Here is a 16,794-nt window from a genome sequence, read left to right as displayed (position 1 = left end):
GCGGGCGGGCGAGCCACAACCAACGCTTGTGCGTCCGTACCATCCGCCGGTGGACATCGACGCCGTACGCACCTTCCTCGCGGTCGCCGACGCGGGGCAGTTCCAGGAGGCCGCCGTCGACCTGCGGATCACCCAGCAGGCGGTCTCCAAGCGGGTGGCCAACCTCGAACGGAGCCTCGGGGTCACCCTCTTCACCCGCACCGCTCGCGGCGTCCGGCTCACCGTCGACGGGCAGGCGTTCCTCCCGCACGCCCGCGAGCTGCTCCGCGCCGCCGAACGGGCCGCCGCCTCGGTCCGGCCCGGCGACCGCGCGCTGCGGGTGGACGTCCTGAACCGGCGGAGCGCCCCGGCCGAGGCCCTGCATGGCTTCTACCGCGCTCATCCGGGGATCGACCTGGACGTGGTCACCCTCCCGGACGCCAACGTCGAGGCGGCCATCGAGGCGGTCCACGCAGGCGAGATCGACGCGAGCTTCCGAGCCGTGCCGCTACCCGCCCGCGAACTGCCCGACGGCATCCTGGTCGAACGGGTCCTGGACGACCCGCTGCAAGTGCTCGTCGGCGCGGCCCATTCGCTCGCCGCCGCCGCGACCCTCACCCCGGGCGACCTGGTCGGGCACCGGATCTGGATCCCGGGCATCCGGCCGGGCGCCGAGTGGGCCGTCTACTACGACGAGCTGACCGAGGCGTTCGACCTGCGGATCGACGCGATCGGCCCGAACTTCGGCAGCGCGGCGCTGCTCGACGCGATCGCCGACGCCGCTGACGTGGCGACCCTCGTGGGCTCCGGTGACCGGCACGTCTGGCCGGCCACCCAGGACCTGCGCCGGATCCCGCTGCACGGGCCGACGCCGGTCTACCCGCACTCGTTCGTGCACCGCGCCGACAACCGGCACCCCACCCTCACCGCGCTCCGCCGGCACCTGGTGGCAACCCGGCCGGCCCGGCCGCCCGACAGTTGGGAGCCGAGCTGGGCCCGCCGGCGGTAGCCGGGCGGGTCAGTCGGGAGCCGAGAGCAGGTCGAGGACGTCGGCCGGCCGGTGGGCCACCAGCGGCGCGTCCTCGCGGGCGGTGGAGCTGGCGGCCCAGCGGGCGTGCACCGCCACCGCTCCCGCCGCCTCCGCGCAGGCGAGGTCCACCGCCGCGTCGCCGACGTACGCGGTCTCGGCGACGCCGACGCCGAGCCGGCGACAGGCCAGCCGCAGTCCGTCCGGCGCGGGCTTCGGCGCGGCGACCTCGTCACCGCAGACCACGACCGGGAACAGCCGGTCGAGCCCGGTACCGGCCAGCACCAGGGTGGTGGTTCGGCGCAGGGCGGCGGTGAAGATGCCGAGCCGGCAGCCGGCCCGACGGAGGTCGTCGGCCAGGTCGAACACGCCGGGAAACGGCCGGATGTCGGCGACCGCGGCCTGGAACCGGCGGTGGAAACACTCGACGTCCGAATCGGTGACGGGCCGTCGCAGGAAATGGCCCAGCACCACCGGGGTGTGGCCGATGTGCCAGGTGGCGACGACGGTGGCCGGCGAGACGTCCGGCCCGCCGAGGGCGCGGATCGTGTCGACGTACACGGCCGGGGCGATCGTCATCGTGTCGACCAGCGTGCCGTCGAGGTCGAACACGACAGCGGCCGGGGCGACGCGGGGCGGCCGGGTCATCCCCGGTTCCCGCGACGGCGGTACGCGGACCCTGCCACCATCACCTGTCCAGCCATGCCCTGAGCCTGCCGGACGTCCGGGCGGCGCGGTCACCGGGGTGGTCGGCGGCAGCCGCGACCGGTGGGCCGGGCCGGACGGCCATCGTCCGGCCCGGCCGCCCGATCAGGGGACGGGCCTTCCCGGTGAGTGGTCGGTCACGGCAGGATCTCGACGTACCCGTCGGTTCCGTGCACGCGGATCCGCTGCCCGTCGGCGATCAGCCGGGTGGCGTCCACCACACCGACGACGGCCGGCAGTCCGTACTCGCGGGCGATCACCGCGCCGTGCGTCATCAACCCGCCGACCTCCGTCACCAGGCCCGCGATGGCGACGAAGAGGGGCGTCCAGCTAGGGTCGGTGTGGGCCGTGACGAGGATGTCGCCCGGTTCGAGATCGGCCTCGGCCAGGTCCAGGATGACGCGGGCCCGCCCTTCGACGGTCCCGGCGGAGACCGCCAGGCCGATCAGCGCGCCGGCCGGCAGGTCATCGCGTCGGTACGCCCCGGTGATGGCTTCGCCCTCGGAGGTGAGCACCCGGGGCGGCGTGAGCGTCTGGTACGACCGGAACGCCTCCTTGCGCCGGCGGATCAGCTCGTTGTCCACCTGGCGAGTGCGTACGACGTCGTGGAGCTCGGCGAACGTGAGGTAGAAGACGTCCTCCCGCGCACGCAGGACGCCGGCCCGCACGAGGCGCTCGGCTTCCTCCATCAGGGCCTGCTTGTATACGAAGTAGCGGCTGACCATGCCGTACTTCGGATACTCCCGGTACCCGATGAAGGTCCGGACCCGGTCGATCATCCGCTTTGTCTCCTCGGCCTTGCGCTCCCCGTCCGGCAGGGCCCGCAGGCGCGTCAGCAGTTCCTGCTCCTTCTTCCGGGCCTCCTGCCGCCCTTGTTCGAAGCGTCGCTCGCTGGCGCCCGGCTCGGCGTTCCTGACGTTGCCGAGGATCAGGGGCACGAGCGTGGCGGGGCGTTCACTCCACCGCGGCCGGGTGATGTCGATCTCGCCGACGCAGCGCATGCCGTACCGGTCGAGCCAGCCCTCGATGGCGTCTCGCGCTTCCCGCCCGCCCGCGAGCCTGGGCAGCTCGTCCAGGAAACCGTCGTCCTCGACCTGCTGCAGGAACGCCACCACGTCCGGATACGGGCGGATCACGTCAGCGACGTCCAGCAGCGCCAGCCCCATCTCCGACGTGACGTTGTGCGGCACGGACTGGGTGAGGATGTCCGCCGCGTTCTTCTCGCCCAGCCACGCCTCCAGCCGCTCGTTGAGCCACGCCGTGGCCTCCATCGCCGACATGAACACCTGATGGCTCCGCGGATCGAACAGGATCCGCCGCAGCTCCTGGAGGTCCGCCTGGATGAAGTCGAGCAGCGCCTCCCCGGACTTCGTGCGGATGTCGCGTCGCAGGGCGGCGACGGATGCCTCGCTGCGCCCGATCAGCTCGGTGACGATGGCCGGATCGGTCTCGATCGGCGCTGGCGCACCGCCGGCCAGTGGCTCGGCGGGCCCCTCGTCCGGGAGCGGACGGATGAAGCCGTCGCGCTCGAGGACGGTCCGCAGCGCGTCGCCGGTCAGCGGATCGGCCTTCTCCACGAGCTCCAGCAGGCCGGCGCGGCTCGCCGGCGAGGCCAGCCTCCGGGTGACGTCGACGAACAGGCGGCCGCCGGCCTCGGCTATCGGCGCGGGGGTCGTCATCTGCCAGAAGGAAAGCCCCAGCGGCTTCATGGCGTCGGTCATCATCTGCTGGTGCCCGACGGAGAGATAGACGTGGTTCTCCCGATCGTCGGACTCGGGGATGGGGAACAGCGTGGTGATCGGCCGGCTCTGGACGATCTGGAAGCCGTCGTCGACCAGGCACCATTCGATGTCCTGGGGACGGCCGAACTGCGCTTCGATCCGCCGGCCGAGCTGCGCGAGCCGCACGACCTGCGCATCCGTCAGCGCCGGCTGCTCCTGCCGCTCGGGGTCGATCGCCTGTTCCCGCGTCCCGCCGGCCGGCACGGCGCGAACCGCACGCTGCTTGGCGGCGATCGCCTTCGCGACGACCGCGCCGTCGCGCACCTGGTAGACGTCCGGGTTCACCAGGCCGGAGACCAGCGCCTCGCCGAGGCCGAAGCTGGCCTCCACGGAGGCGACCGTCCGGTTGCCCGTGACGGGGTCGGCCGTGAACAGGATGCCGGCCGCGTGCGGGAAGACCATCTGCTGCACGACCACGGCCATCTGAACCGCACGGTGGTCGATGCCGTTGCGCCGGCGGTAGGTCACCGCCCGCTCGGTGAACAGCGAGGCCCAGCACCGGCTGACATGCTCAAGGACCGCGGCCGGCCCCACCACGTTCAGGTACGTGTCCTGCTGGCCGGCGAAGGAGGCCGTCGGCAGGTCCTCCGCCGTCGCGCTGGATCGGACGGCGTAGGCGGCCTGCTCGCCGAGCGGGGCGAGCGCGCGGGTGATCGCCGCCGCCAGGTCGTCGGGGACGGTGATCCCTTCGATGGACCGGCGGATCTCCGCGCTGAGCGTGCGGATCGCCTCCCGGTCGTCCGGGTTCACGCGCGACAACTGATCGAGCCGATCGTCGATCAACGGCGCCGCCGCCATGGTCCGCCGGAAGGCGTCCGTCGTGACGCAGAAGCCGGCCGGCACGCGGACGCCGTCGATCCGCGACAGCGCGCCCAGGTGCGCGCCCTTGCCGCCGACGACCGCGAGCTGCGTCTCGTCAACCTCGTGAAGACCCAACACGTACGGCCCGCTCATCGCGACTCCTCCGCGGCCAGGGCCGGCAGCCGCACCGCCGGTCCCACCGCCGCCTCGGCGTCACCGCGTCCCCCGAACGTCGACACCAACACACGCACGTCGTGCCCCCCATTTCCGCAGGTTGTGGCCTCGGGCCGACGATTCTGCGCCACGACAGGGGTCTTGCCGCAAGCCCCCCGGTGCGCTATACGTTAAAGGTGGCAAGGGGTGACATCTCCTTGCCTTTCCTTTTGGGCGTCCGCCGCGGCCTGACGCCCTTCTCGGCTCTCCGGACGTCGTCGCGCCCGCAACTGCCCCATTCCTGGCCCCTGGTCTCGTGGCGGACCGGACCGGACCGGACCGCCGGCCGGCCACGGATGTCCCGACCCGCGGATGTGCCTGCTCCGGCCCCGCACGTCGTCGGTGACGACCCGGTGGCGCGACACCACGGACAGTCACCCAAAGTGGCGATCTTGGTGAGGCTGTGCCGGGCTCCCCGATGCCAGCAGGGGCCGCCCGGTTGCGGACCGACTGCCGGGTTTACGCACCGTGATGGCAACAGCATGGCCACAACCGCCCGACTTGATCTAGGTACGGCTGGTCCGATCGGGTAGCGTCCCCTGGCACATCGTCTTTGCACCAACACGGGCCGCCAGTCGTACGCGGCCGAATCGGGGAGGACACCGCAGTGACGTTCCACAGCGCAGTCCGCAAGGCTGGCTTGATCGCGGCGATCGCCGCCCTCGCGGTGAGCGCGGGATGCGCCAAGAAGGATGAGGGCGAGGTCCAGGCGAGCGGGGTCAAGCTCATCGAAGCGGGCAAGCTCACCGTCTGCACCCACCTGCCGTACGCGCCGTTCCAGTCGAAGGACGCCAGCGGCAAGGTCGTCGGGTTCGACGTCGACGTCATGGACCTGGTCGCCAAGGAACTGGGCGTCGAGCAGAAGATCGTCGACACGCCGTTCGAGGGGATCAAGTCCGGCCAGGACCTGAACACCGGCAAGTGTGACGCGGCCGCCGCCGGCATGACGATCACCGAGGAGCGGCAGAAGGTGATGAACTTCTCCGACCCCTACTTCGACGCCACCCAGGCGCTGCTGGTGAAGACCGGTAAGGCGTACAAGTCGCTCGACGACCTCAAGGGCAAGAAGCTCGGCGTCCAGGCGGCCACCACCGGCCGCGACTACGCCAAGAAGTTCGAGGCGGAGAAGGGCCTGCAGCTCGTCGAGTTCGAGGACCTCGCCGCCCTGCAGCAGGCCCTCGCCAACGGCCAGGTCGAGGCCGCCATCAACGACCTGCCGGTCTGGACCGAGTACATCAAGGAGAACCCGGGCGGGTTCGAGGTGACCGCCGAGTTCGACACCGGCGAGCAGTACGGCTTCTCGGTGAAGAAGGACGGCAACCCGGAGCTGCTCAAGAAGATCAACGAGACGCTGGCCAAGGCCAAGCAGGACGGCTCGTACGACAAGATCTACGAGAAGTGGATCGGCAAGCAGCCGGCCAAGTGATCGGAACTCGTGGCAGGAGGGCGCGCGCCCGTCGCGCGCCCTCCGCGTGGGCAAGGAGCAACGAACGGTGAAGCTGCGCCGCCGCCAGCGAGAGCGGCTGTCCCTCTGGCTGCAGTACCTGGCCTTCATCGCCGTCCTCGCCGTGGTGATCTTCGCGGCCGACTGGGGCAGGCTGAAAGAGGCCTTCTTCCGCGTCGACATCATCGAGTCGATGTTCCCGACGATCATCACCGTCGCGCTGCGCAACACGATCCTCTACACGCTCGGCGCGTTCGCCTTCGGCCTGGTGTTCGGCACCATCCTCGCGCTGATGCGGCTGTCCCGAGTGGCGCCGTACCGCTGGGTGGCCACCGGGTACATCGAACTGTTCCGGGGTCTGCCCGCGCTGCTGGTCCTCTTCCTGGTCGGCTACGGCATCCCGATCGCCTTCCCGGACCGGGAGATCCCGGGCGGCGTGTTCGGTTCCATCGCGATCGGTCTCGGGTTGACCGCCGCGGCGTACATGGCCGAGACCATCCGCGCCGGCATCCAGGCCGTGCCGAAGGGGCAGATGGAGGCGGCGCGCACCCTCGGCATGTCGCACTTCACCGCGATGCGCACCATCGTCATCCCGCAGGCGTTCCGGATCGTGATCCCGCCGCTGACCAACGAGCTCATCCTGCTCACCAAGGACTCGTCGCTGGCCTACGTGCTCGGCGTGACCGCGTCGACCATCGAGATCACCAAGTTCGGCCGGGACACGCTGAACGACCGGGTGAACGCCACGCCGCTGCTGGTGGCCGGCTTCACCTACCTGATCATCACCCTGCCCCTGTCCCAGGTGGTACGACGCCTCGAACTCCGCTACGCCAAGGCTCGGTGACCCACATGACGACTCCTGAAGCCCGACCCGCCGTCGAGATCCGCGACCTGCACAAGTCCTTCGGCCCGATCGAGGTGCTCAAGGGCATCGACTTCGAGGTCGGCCACGGCGAGGTGGTCTGCGTCATCGGGCCGTCCGGATCCGGCAAGTCGACCCTGCTGCGCTGCGTCAACCTGCTCGAGGAGCCGACCGCCGGCAAGATCTGGGTGAACGGGATCGAGATGACCGACCCGGACGTCGAGATCGACGCGGTCCGCCGCGGCATCGGCATGGTCTTCCAGTCGTTCAACCTGTTCCCGCACCTGACCGTGCTGGACAACCTCACCGTCGCCCAGCGCAAGGTGCTCCGGCGCGGCCGGGCGGAGGCCGAGCGGATCGCCCGGGAGAACCTGGAGCGGGTCGGCCTGACCGACAAGGCCACCGCGTTCCCCGCGCAGCTCTCCGGCGGGCAGCAGCAGCGGGTGGCGATCGCCCGGTCGTTGTCGATGGACCCCAAGCTGATGCTCTTCGACGAGCCGACCTCCGCGCTGGACCCGGAACTCGTCGGCGACGTGCTCACCGTCATGCGCAAGCTCGCCGAGGACGGCATGACGATGATGGTGGTCACCCACGAGATGGCGTTCGCCCGCGACGTGGCCGACCGGGTCGTCTTCATGGACGGCGGCGTGGTGGTCGAGCAGGGGCCGCCGCAGGAGGTGCTCGGCGCTCCCCGGCACGAACGGACCCGCTCGTTCCTCTCCCGGGTCCTCGACCCGACCCACGTCGCGCAGCTCGGTCAGCCCGGCCAGTCCGCGCAGCCGGCGGAGCCGCCGCGCCTGCCGGCCGACGACCGCCACAACCTGTAGCCGCCGCCGCTGCCCGCCTGCCCGCCCGACCACCGACGGCCGGATACGCCGCGGGGGAGCGGGCGGGGGCCGCCCGGTCGGGCGTCTCGTGGCGGCCGACCCGCCGAAAGGCGCCCTCCGCCCGCTCACGGCGAGCTGACCGTCGCCCGGGGCCAGGGTCAGGGCGTGGCTGCCCTGGTGCGAACGCGCACGGCAGCGACCGTCATGAGGCTGGGCGCGAACCGTCATCGTTTCGTCGTGTTGGCCGCGGGCCCCGCGGGGTAGTGCGGGGGGATCACCCCCGCGGCGTGGTCGCGGCGGCCGCACAGCCGGCCACCGGCACGCCGCAGCAACCCGAGGAGCTCGACATGACCTACCCCTGGTTCTTCCCCCACGAATTCCCGTCGCTGTTCGAGACCCGACCCACCTCCGAGGACGCCCGGCTGGCCTGCCGCCTGCTGGATCGGATGCAGCGGGACCCGCTGCTCAGACACGAACGGATCTGCATCGAGGTGCAGAACCGCGTGGTGATCCTGGACGGCGTGGTCAGTTCGGCCGAGGTGAGCGCCGCCGCCCACGACCGTGCCTGGAGCACCCCGGGCGTGCACGACGTCAACAACCGGCTGCGCGCCTCGGCGGACTGACCGCCGGCCGGGGTGCGGTGGACCGGGGTGACCGGCCGATCCGGTCCGCCGGCCACCCCGGGCGGCACCGCTCCGCCCGAGGCCACCGGTCCCACGTCGAGCGCACCGGATCAGACCACGTCGGCGCGCTGACCCCCCACCCCCGGTCCGACTTTGTCACGCGACTGTCACATACCCGCGTGGTGGCCGCGAATCCGGCCGGGCAGGGTGGTGGCCGACCGGGTCCCGGACGGGCAGGAAGGACAGCACGATGAGCGTCGTCCCGGACGACCAGCTGATGGCGTTGATCTGCGACACCTGCGGCCACACCACCACGGTGACGGCCTGTGTGCCGCCCGACGCCGAGGTCGTCTGGACGCTGATCGCCGAGCACGGCTGGAGCGGCTCACCGTTCGCGACCGGCCCCCACCGGTGTCCGTACTGCAGCCTGCTGCCGCCCGCCGGTGGCGGTCCCGTTCCCTGCCGGGACCACGGCCCGGGTGGGATCGTCGGCATCGACCACGTCGACGGCGCCACCGTCGTCGCCGCCACCGGCGACATCGACCTCGACAGCGGCGACACGCTCCGCGCCGCCCTGGGACACGCCGCCGACATGGGCGGGCATGTGGTGGTCGACCTCAGCCGGGTGCACGTCATCGACTCCACCGGGTTGGGTGTGCTCGTCCGCGCCCACCGCGACGCCCGCGACCGAGGCGTCATGCTGTGCCTCGCCGGCCCGTCCCGGTTCGTCCGCACCGTCCTGCACACCATGCGCCTGGACGGCGTCCTCCCGGTCTTCGACAGCCGCGACGAGGCCCTCGCCGACCTGTCCGCGGCAGGTCACCGGCCCACCCATCCGACGCCCGACCTCGGTTGACGGTGACCGCCGTGCCGGTGGTGTCCGGCCTGCCCGGCGGCGGCGTCGCCGGCGTCGACAGGTGAGGGCGACGCAGCTGCCGGTGGCGCGTTGGCCACCGTGGGGGAAGGTGAGGTCGACGCAGCCTGCCGGCGATAGGGTCTGCTCCTATGCGGACGAAGCCGGAGCTGAGTGCGACGATCCGCCGGGACCGGCGGGCGGTGCTCGTGGTCAACGCCCACTCCCGGCGGGGCCGGCGGCTCTACGAGGGCGCCCGGGCGCGGCTCGCGGCGGCCGGCTTCACGCTGCTCGACGCGTACCCGGTCGACCGGCCCGGCGAGCTGGAGCAGACCCTCGCCGCGGCCGCCGACCTCGGGCCGGACCTCCTGGTCGCCGGCGGCGGCGACGGCACCATCGGCACCGCCGCCCGGCTGCTCGCCCACCGCGACATCGCGCTCGGCCTGCTGCCGCTGGGCACCACCAACAACTTCGCCCGCACCGTGGGCATCCCGCTCGACCTCGACGCGGCGGTCGAGGTGCTCGCCACCGGCAAGGTGATCGACGTCGACCTCGGCCTGGTGGGCGACATGCGGTTCACCAACCACGTCGGCATCGGCCTCTCCGCCGACGTGATGCTCCGGACGCCGCCGCGGCTGAAGCGGGCCACCGGCCGGCTCGCGTACCCGCTCACCGCGCTGGCGCTGCTGACCCGGCACCGGCCGCTGCGGGCCACCGTCCGCGCCGAGGGGCGGGAGCGCGAGTTCGTCACCCACCAGCTCTACGTGGCCAACGGCGGCTTCCACGCCGGCCGGCCGATCACCGCCGACGCGGACGCCGACGACCGGCTGCTGGTCGGCTACCCGGTGGGCGGCGCCACCCGTCGCGAGCTGCTGCGCGACACGGCCCGCAACGCCGCCACCGGGCATCGCCGCACGCTGCGCGAGGAGCCCTTCCTCGCCGTACGCCAGCTGTGGCTGGAGACCGACCGGCCGGCGCCGGTCGAGGTCGACGGCGAGTTGTACGGCGAGACCCCGATCCGGATCGGCCTGGACCCCAACGCGCTGCGCATCATGGCCCCCGCCGACAGCCCGGACCGCTAGCGCGTCGAAGTCCTCAGCCGGGCTGTGCGGGGTCCGGACGACGACCGGCGGCGCTGCCGGGTGGGACTCTGATCGCGGCTGCCGGGCGTGCGGCGGGCTCAGCGGCGCAGCCGGACCTCGGTCGGCTCGCGGTCGCTGCGCAGTCCCTTCCAGGAGGGGTGGCGCAGCCGGTTGTCCGGGGTCCAGGACCGGAAGGTGACGTCGCCGACCAGCACCGGATCGACCCAGACGGCGTGCCGGGCGTGTCCGCGCGGCACGGGGGAGTCGAACGGTGGATCCGGTCGGCGCAGCGGGTCCAGGCGTTGCTGCAGGTCGCGCAGCGCGGCCTGGGTGAAGCCGGTGCCGACGTGGCCGATGAAGGCCAGCTTGTCGCCCTGGTCGTACATGCCGAGCAGCAGCGAGCCGACGGTGCCGGCGCGCCGGCCCGCACCGGGCTGGTAGCCGCCCACGATGACCTCGACGGTGTCGTTGAGGGGCACCTTCACCCAGGCCGGCGAGCGGCGACCGGGCTGGTACGGCGAGTCGAGCTGCTTGGCGACCACTCCTTCCAGGCCCAGGTCGGCGGCCGCCGTGGCCAGATCACGGCCGGCGTCCCCGGTCCAGTAGGGCGGCGTGTCCACGCTCTGCCCGCTGAGGTCCAGCTCCTGCAGCGCGGCGCGGCGCTCGGTGTACGGCAGCGAGGTCAGGTCCCGACCGTCGAGGTGCAGCAGGTCGAACAGGTACATCCGGACGGGGGTGCCGCCGACCAGGGCGGCGGACGGCGCCCGGACGTGCATGCGGCGTTGCAGCGCGGCGAAGCTGGGCCGCCCCTTGCCGTCCAGGGCCACGACCTCCCCGTCCAGCACCGCGCGCCGGCCCGACAGCAGCCGCGCCAGCTCGCCCAGTTCCGGGTACGCCCGGGTGACGTCGCGGTCATTGCGGCTGAGCAGCCGCACCCCGTCGGCGACGTACCCGATGGCGCGAACGCCGTCCCACTTGAACTCGTATCCCCACCCCGGCCCGCCGGGCAGCGCGCCACTGGTGGCGAGCATCGGCCGCACGAGGGTCGGCATCCTGGCACTCACGCCTCGATCATCACCAACCCGACGCGCCGGCACCTGGCCTTCCGGCGATCCGCCCGCCGGGCCCGGGCGGCCCACGACCCGCGCCCGGGAACCCGGAGCGCCCGGCCGGTGTCCTGAGAACGGGACGGGTCAGTTCCGCCAGGCGTCCATCCGGAGGGGGACGAGATGGGTTCACGGGGCAGGTTGGTGCTGGCAGCGGTGGTCCTGCTGGCGGCGTGCACGCCCACCGACGGGCCGGCCACGCCGGCCGGCGCGGCGGCCACCCCGGCCCCGCCGAGCGCGGCGGCGCCGGCCGCGACCGGCTGCGGCTCCCGGGTCGAGACCGGCCTGCTGCCCGAATGGGCGCACGGCGGGTTCCGCGGGGAGCCCCGGATCGCGCACGTCTTCGGTGCGAAGGGCGAGATCGTCGCGGTGCTGTTCGGCCATCCGCTGCGGCAGCCCCGGACGGACGGCTCCAACAACAAGATCCTCTGGGTTCCCCGCCCGGTCACCACCTCGCCCGATCCGACGTCCTCGCCGACGCTGGTCATCACCGCGACGCTGCACGGCACCGAGACCCGGGTGACCCGCCAGGTCACCGGCGGTCCAGGCCCGTCGATCATCGACCTGCCGCAGCCCGGCTGCTGGCACCTCGATCTGCGCTGGTCCGGGCGTACCGACACGATGGACCTCGTCTACGCCGACGGCTGACGCCGCGGTCGATGTGCGATCGGCCCGGCGGGCCGCGAGGTCCCCCCGCCTGGTCGCGGCGCGGGGACCTCGGCCCGACGGCGCCGGTCAGCCCGGCAGTTCGACCAGCGCGAGGTTGCGGTCCACGGCTGTCCACGCCTTGCGCGCTCCGGGCACCGGCTCGATCCGGGGAACCGTGTACCAGTTGGTGCCGATGCCGCTGTACAGCGGCTCCGCCGCGGCCAACCCCGGTCCCAGCCGGTAGATGGTGTCGCCGAAGTTCGTCGCGGCGTAGACCTGGCCGTGGTGCGCGACGATCTCGCCGTACCCGCTGAGCTTGCCGGAGTGCAGCACGGTGCGGGTGGTGAGGTCGTACGCGATCCAGGTGCCGCTGGTGCGCTTGTACGACGCGTAGAGCACCCCGTTGAACACCTCGACGTGCTGCATGCTGGGCTGGCCGGGCAGCGGCGCGAACCGGTCGACCACCTCGCGGCGGCGGATGTCGAAGACCGCCACCTGGGAGGTCGGCTCGGTGGGCGGGGTCCCGTTGCCGCCCCAGGTGTCCCCGGCGATGTAGGCCAGGTCCCCGTCCAGCGCGATGGCGTTCAGCGCCTGGTTGGGCAGGATGTCGAGGCGTACCTCCAGCTCGCCGGTCGCCGGGTCCAGCAGCGTGAGCGCGCCCTGCAGGCTGCCGTACCGCGGGGCCGAGGCGACCAGGACGAGGCCGGACGGCTTGTGGTGCACCACGTCCCAGGGCCGCTGCTGGTTGTGGCCGATCTGGCCGAAGCTGCGCACCTGACCCGTGCGTGGGTTCAGCTCGACGATCTCGCCGCTCGGGTACAGGGCGCTGATCATCCGGTCCCGCCAGGCGACGATGTCCTTCGCCTCGCCGCCGACGGGGTACCGGCGGCTGACGCCGCGGGCGGGCTCGTGCACGGTGATCGCGAAGTGCCCGCCGACGTAGACCGAACCGTCGGGAGCCGCGCACATCGACTGGAGCAGCTCGGGCCCGGCCGCCCGCGGGTCGTCGGTCAGGTCGTGCTGTTCGACGGTGTCCCGGCCGGGGGCCAGGATGGACACCCGGCCACTGCCGTTGGCGGCGAAGACGGTGCCGTCGGCAAGCTCCACCACGCCGCGTCCCTCGTCGCCGGCCGGGCCCTGGGCGATCGTGACCAGCCGGTCGCCCTCCCGGCGCAGGATCGACCCGGTCAGCCGGCCCAGGGCGAGCAGCGCGCCGTCGCCGGTGACGCTCAGCGAGTCGACCAGGTACTCCCCGTCGGCGGGCACCTCGACGTGGCCGGAACCGTCGCTGGCGATGTCGTGCACCCCGAACGCGGACGCGGCGTAGACCCGGCCGCCGGCCGCGGCCAGCGCGCCGAGTCCCGCGTCCAGCGGGGTGCCGGTAGGCATGATGTCCACCTTCTCGCCGGTGGCGCGGTCGATCCGGACGATGTGGGCGGGAATCGTGCCGGCGTAGACGTAGCGCTCGTCGGCGGCCAGCAGCCGGGCGTACTGGGATCCGGGGAAGGCGCGTCCGAGGTTGGTCAGGGTTCCGGTCGCCGGTTGCAGGGACCAGACCTCGCCCCGGGGATAGGTGCCGAAGTAGACCACGCCGTCCGGTGCGGTGGTGGCGGCGAACACGATCGTGCCCGACGGGCCGATGGTGCCGAGTCGCCGGGCGGTCTTGGTCGCCGGGTCGTACTCGACGATGTCGCCGAACGAGTACGTGCCGATGTAGACCTTGCCGCCGGAGACGGTGCAGGCCCAGGCGCCGTCGCCCCGCTCCAGCGGCACCACGTCGGTCACCGCGCGGGCCGCGATGTCGTACGTGACCACCTTCGGCGGCGTCTGCCCCCGGGTGACGAAGTACCCGGTGGTGCCGTCCACCGCCATGCCGACGATCGCCGCGCTCAGCGAGGCCGGGCCGTACTGCCCCGGCTGGCGCGGGCCGTCCGCCGCGGCCGGCAGTTCGCCGAGCACCGCGCCGCCGACCGCGGACAGTGCCGTGAGCTGGATGAGGTTACGCCGGTTCAGCTGGGTCATGGGCAAGCTCCTCTTCGGTGCGGCCTGGGGGAGTGGAGGTCGAGACGCCGTCGCCCCGCCGGGTTGTCGTTCGGGCGCGCGGGATGCCGGTCACGGGTGGTCAGCGGCCGGAGATCGCGACGCGGACCAGGTTGCGCCCCTTGAGGCCGAACAGCGCGCTCCGGGACGGGTCGAGGGCGAGCTTGGGTTCGCCGCCGAACCATTCGCCGGCCAGCCCGTCGACGACGGTGCTGACCGTGAAGGTGATCAGATCGATCTTGTAAATCGCGTTGCCGTCGGTGGTGTAGGCGACCCGACCGACGATGTGCAGATCGGAACCGCGGGCGCTGACCTTCGTGATCCGGGTGACCCGGGCGTGCCGCAGGTCGTACTCGAACAGCACGCCGGTGTCGGTGATGCCGTAGACGGCGAGCGCGGTGTGCGCGAGACCCGGAATGACCTTCGCCCCGGGCACCGGTTCGACCTGCCAGCGCAGCCGGCGGCCACGCAGGTCGAAGGCGGCGAGCCGGGCGGTGGTGGTGACCGGCGGCAGGCCGAGCCCTTCCTGGATGTTGGTACCGAGATAGGCGACGCCGCCCTGGCAGGTCACGGCGTAGAGGCTCTGCCGCTCGACCACGGGCCGGTAGGTGTCGAACCTCCCGGTCCGCAGCTGGTAGAGGGCCAGGGTCCCGTTCAGGTGGCCCGGCTCCGGCTGGGTGGTCATCGCGATCAGACCGGTGGCCTCGTCGTACGCCAGATCGCGCGGGCGGTCCTGCTGGTTACCGGTCCTGGCCAGCAGGGTCGCCTCGGTCTCGCCGGCCCGGTGACGGTAGAGCAGGGCCTGGGTGTAGACACCGAGGTAGGTGGCGCCGCGGACGGTCAGCGCCGTCTTGGGTTCGCCGGGTATGCCCAGCCGGGATCGCGTGGCGGTGGCGAGGTCGTGGACATCCGCGCCGCCCTTGCCGCCGACGTAGACGCGCGCGCCGTCGCTGTGCACCGACATGGGCTGCTCGGGCGCGGCCCGGAAGCCGCGCTGCACCAGGTTGACGTAGCGCAGCGAGCGGTCGGCGGGGTCGAAGACGACGATCGCGCCGTCCTGCACGCCGTAGACGCGGCCGTCGTGGACGAGGAGCCGGTGGGTGGCCGCCTCGGGCTGGGCCACGCCCAGGGCCTCGACGGCCCCGCCGTCGATGGCACACCGGTAGAACATGCCCGACGGTCGCCCGGCGAAGTAGACGTAACCGTCGTGGATGAGCACCGAGGTCACGTACTTCTCGCCCGTTGTCAGCACCCGGTGGTCGGCCGGATCGGTCTTGCTCAGCACCAGCACCTCGCCGTTGGAGGAGATTCCGCCGGCCAGGTGGGTCTCCGACAGCGCCAGGCTGGCGACGAAGTCGCGGCCGGCGAGCGCGGCCGGCAGGATGTCGCGCTTGGCGCCGGTCGCCCGGTCGATCGCGATCAGATGGGCGTGCGCGCCGACGCCCGCGTAGATGGTGGTCTCGTCGGCGGCGATGCTGCGCACGTACGCCTCGCCCTCGACCGGCATGCCGAGGTCGCGGCTCACCCCGGTCGCCGGGTCGTACTCGACGACCCGGCCGGGTTCGGAGATCGCGAGGTAGACCTTGCCGTCCGGCGACGAGGCCAGATTCCAGATGAAGTGGTACGGGTAGGCGCCCACCTGGTCCAGCGCACCCGTCACCGTGTCGAGCCGGTAGAGGTCGGAGCGGCTGTGGGTGCCGATGTAGACGTCGGTGCCGACGCGGCACATCGCCCACACGCCGATGCCGGTGGGCACGTCGGTGTGGGAGGTCACGGCGTCGGCGGTGAGGTCGTACGCGCCCACCACGTTGGGCGAGAGCCCGCGGCTGGCCGCGTAGAGCACCGATCCGACGAACTCGCCGTTGCCCAGCGGGGTCGTGACGCTGGCCGGACCGAGGTCGGTGAGGGTGCCTTCGGGATCGGCTGACGCGTCGGCGTGGGCCGAGGAAGGGGGAAGGAGCGCGACTCCGCCGGCGAGCGCGGCGGTCTGCAGTAGACGACGACGGGCGACCATGGGCGCAGCCTTTCGGTCGGGACCGGAATTGCGCCAGAGTCTAGCGTCGCCGATGGCCTCGCCGGTATGGGCGACGAGGGATTTTCATCGGCAGATTTGAGCGTGGCCCGTAACGTCGAGCTGGAGTTCGGGCCGAAGGCACGCGAACGCGGCGGTCGGGCTCCGGCGCGGTCCGCCGGACGCCGACAGCTGCTCAGAGCAGGCCGTCGGTGATGCCCAGCGTGCCACCGGCCGAGGCGGACGCCTCGCCGTGCAGCGCCACCCCGGTGGACATCCCGCCGACGGACCCCAGGGCGCCGGAGACGACGCCGTCGACCTGGCCGGTGACGCCGTCCACGGTGGACGGCACGTCGATCGGTGGGACGACGCTGCCGGGGCCGGTGGTGATGCCGAGGCCACCGAGGGTGTCGTCGACGCCGAGGCCGTCGACGAGGCCGTCGACCTGGCCCTGGGTGTTGCCGAGGGTGCCGCCGAGCAGGCCGTCGCCGCCGAGGACGCCGGTGCCGAGCAGGCCGTTGTCGCCGCTGTCGAGGGCGGTGGTGGGGTTGCCGAGGGTGCTGGTGAGGTCGCTGACGGCGGGGTCGGCGATGGTGTCGGTGGCGCCGATGACGTCGGCGTCGAGGGTGTGGGCGAGGTCGTGGGCGCCGGTGAGGTCGGTGCTCAGGCCGCCGGGGCCGATGCCGAGGCCGATGCCGGGTAGGACGGTGGCGCCGACGCCGACGGCGGTGGGGTCGACGGCGATGGCGCCGAGGACGCCGGCTTTGACGTCGAGGCCGTTGTCGCTGGTGG

The 16,794-nt window shown here is 72.6% G+C and carries 14 protein-coding genes; 8 read left to right on the top strand and 6 right to left on the bottom strand.

Annotated elements, in window-relative coordinates:
- The first annotated feature begins 49 nt into the window (after nucleotides 1-49).
- On the top strand, nucleotides 50-988 hold the full coding sequence (locus DLJ47_RS16715) for a LysR family transcriptional regulator (RefSeq protein WP_109900919.1): 939 nt from the start codon (nucleotides 50-52) through the stop codon (nucleotides 986-988).
- A 9-nt stretch (nucleotides 989-997) separates the two neighbouring features.
- Here DLJ47_RS16715 and DLJ47_RS16710 read toward each other — a convergent pair whose 3' ends face one another.
- Nucleotides 998-1,654 carry an HAD family hydrolase gene (locus DLJ47_RS16710; protein WP_109900903.1) on the bottom strand — a complete coding sequence of 219 codons (657 nt, stop codon included), beginning with the start codon at nucleotides 1,652-1,654 and terminating at the stop codon, nucleotides 998-1,000.
- 194 nt (nucleotides 1,655-1,848) lie between these two features.
- Complete coding sequence (gene rph, locus DLJ47_RS16705; RefSeq protein ID WP_109900902.1) at nucleotides 1,849-4,446, bottom strand: rifamycin-inactivating phosphotransferase; 2,598 nt, start codon at nucleotides 4,444-4,446, stop codon at nucleotides 1,849-1,851.
- A gap of 667 nt (nucleotides 4,447-5,113) precedes the next feature.
- On the opposite strand from rph, the gene DLJ47_RS16700 reads away from it, so the two are divergent.
- The 6 genes from DLJ47_RS16700 (at nucleotide 5,114) to DLJ47_RS16675 (ending at nucleotide 10,197) form a co-directional block, all read left to right on the top strand.
- Nucleotides 5,114-5,932 carry a basic amino acid ABC transporter substrate-binding protein gene (locus tag DLJ47_RS16700; protein WP_088994120.1) on the top strand — a complete coding sequence of 273 codons (819 nt, stop codon included), beginning with the start codon at nucleotides 5,114-5,116 and terminating at the stop codon, nucleotides 5,930-5,932.
- A gap of 67 nt (nucleotides 5,933-5,999) precedes the next feature.
- Nucleotides 6,000-6,794, top strand: coding sequence for an amino acid ABC transporter permease (locus tag DLJ47_RS16695; RefSeq protein WP_088994119.1), 795 nt, complete (start codon nucleotides 6,000-6,002; stop codon nucleotides 6,792-6,794).
- 5 nt (nucleotides 6,795-6,799) lie between these two features.
- Nucleotides 6,800-7,639, top strand: coding sequence for an amino acid ABC transporter ATP-binding protein (locus tag DLJ47_RS16690; protein ID WP_109900918.1), 840 nt, complete (start codon nucleotides 6,800-6,802; stop codon nucleotides 7,637-7,639).
- 347 nt (nucleotides 7,640-7,986) lie between these two features.
- Nucleotides 7,987-8,262: a BON domain-containing protein gene (locus tag DLJ47_RS16685; RefSeq protein WP_146228105.1), complete on the top strand. Its 276-nt coding sequence runs from the start codon at nucleotides 7,987-7,989 to the stop codon at nucleotides 8,260-8,262.
- A 250-nt stretch (nucleotides 8,263-8,512) separates the two neighbouring features.
- Entirely contained in the window at nucleotides 8,513-9,118 is a 606-nt protein-coding gene (locus DLJ47_RS16680; protein ID WP_109900900.1) for an STAS domain-containing protein, read from the top strand.
- A gap of 149 nt (nucleotides 9,119-9,267) precedes the next feature.
- Nucleotides 9,268-10,197, top strand: a complete 930-nt coding sequence (locus DLJ47_RS16675; protein ID WP_109900899.1) for a diacylglycerol/lipid kinase family protein — start codon at nucleotides 9,268-9,270, stop codon at nucleotides 10,195-10,197.
- A 98-nt stretch (nucleotides 10,198-10,295) separates the two neighbouring features.
- Here DLJ47_RS16675 and ligD read toward each other — a convergent pair whose 3' ends face one another.
- Complete coding sequence (gene ligD / locus DLJ47_RS16670) at nucleotides 10,296-11,261, bottom strand: non-homologous end-joining DNA ligase (protein ID WP_233257863.1); 966 nt, start codon at nucleotides 11,259-11,261, stop codon at nucleotides 10,296-10,298.
- Between the two features lie 165 nt (nucleotides 11,262-11,426).
- Between ligD and DLJ47_RS16665 the strand changes: the two genes are divergently transcribed.
- Entirely contained in the window at nucleotides 11,427-11,951 is a 525-nt protein-coding gene (locus DLJ47_RS16665; RefSeq protein ID WP_109900898.1) for a hypothetical protein, read from the top strand.
- An 87-nt stretch (nucleotides 11,952-12,038) separates the two neighbouring features.
- Here the strand turns inward: DLJ47_RS16665 and DLJ47_RS16660 are convergent, their stop codons facing one another.
- The 3 genes from DLJ47_RS16660 to DLJ47_RS35770 form a co-directional block, all read right to left on the bottom strand.
- The gene (locus DLJ47_RS16660; RefSeq protein WP_109900897.1) at nucleotides 12,039-13,973 is read right to left on the bottom strand and encodes an outer membrane protein assembly factor BamB family protein; all 1,935 of its coding nucleotides are present in this window, start codon (nucleotides 13,971-13,973) and stop codon (nucleotides 12,039-12,041) included.
- A 100-nt stretch (nucleotides 13,974-14,073) separates the two neighbouring features.
- A complete protein-coding gene (locus DLJ47_RS16655; protein ID WP_109900896.1) occupies nucleotides 14,074-16,005 on the bottom strand; it encodes a hypothetical protein in 1,932 nt (643 codons plus the stop codon).
- Nucleotides 16,006-16,198: 193 nt separating this feature from the next.
- A partial coding sequence (locus tag DLJ47_RS35770) for a hypothetical protein (RefSeq protein WP_199235880.1) occupies nucleotides 16,199-16,794 on the bottom strand: 596 nt, incomplete at its 5' end.

It is taken from the genome of Micromonospora sp. S4605, from assembly GCF_003176715.1.
Lineage (GTDB): Bacteria > Actinomycetota > Actinomycetes > Mycobacteriales > Micromonosporaceae > Micromonospora > Micromonospora echinaurantiaca.
This window is presented reverse-complemented; position numbering and strand designations above follow the sequence as displayed.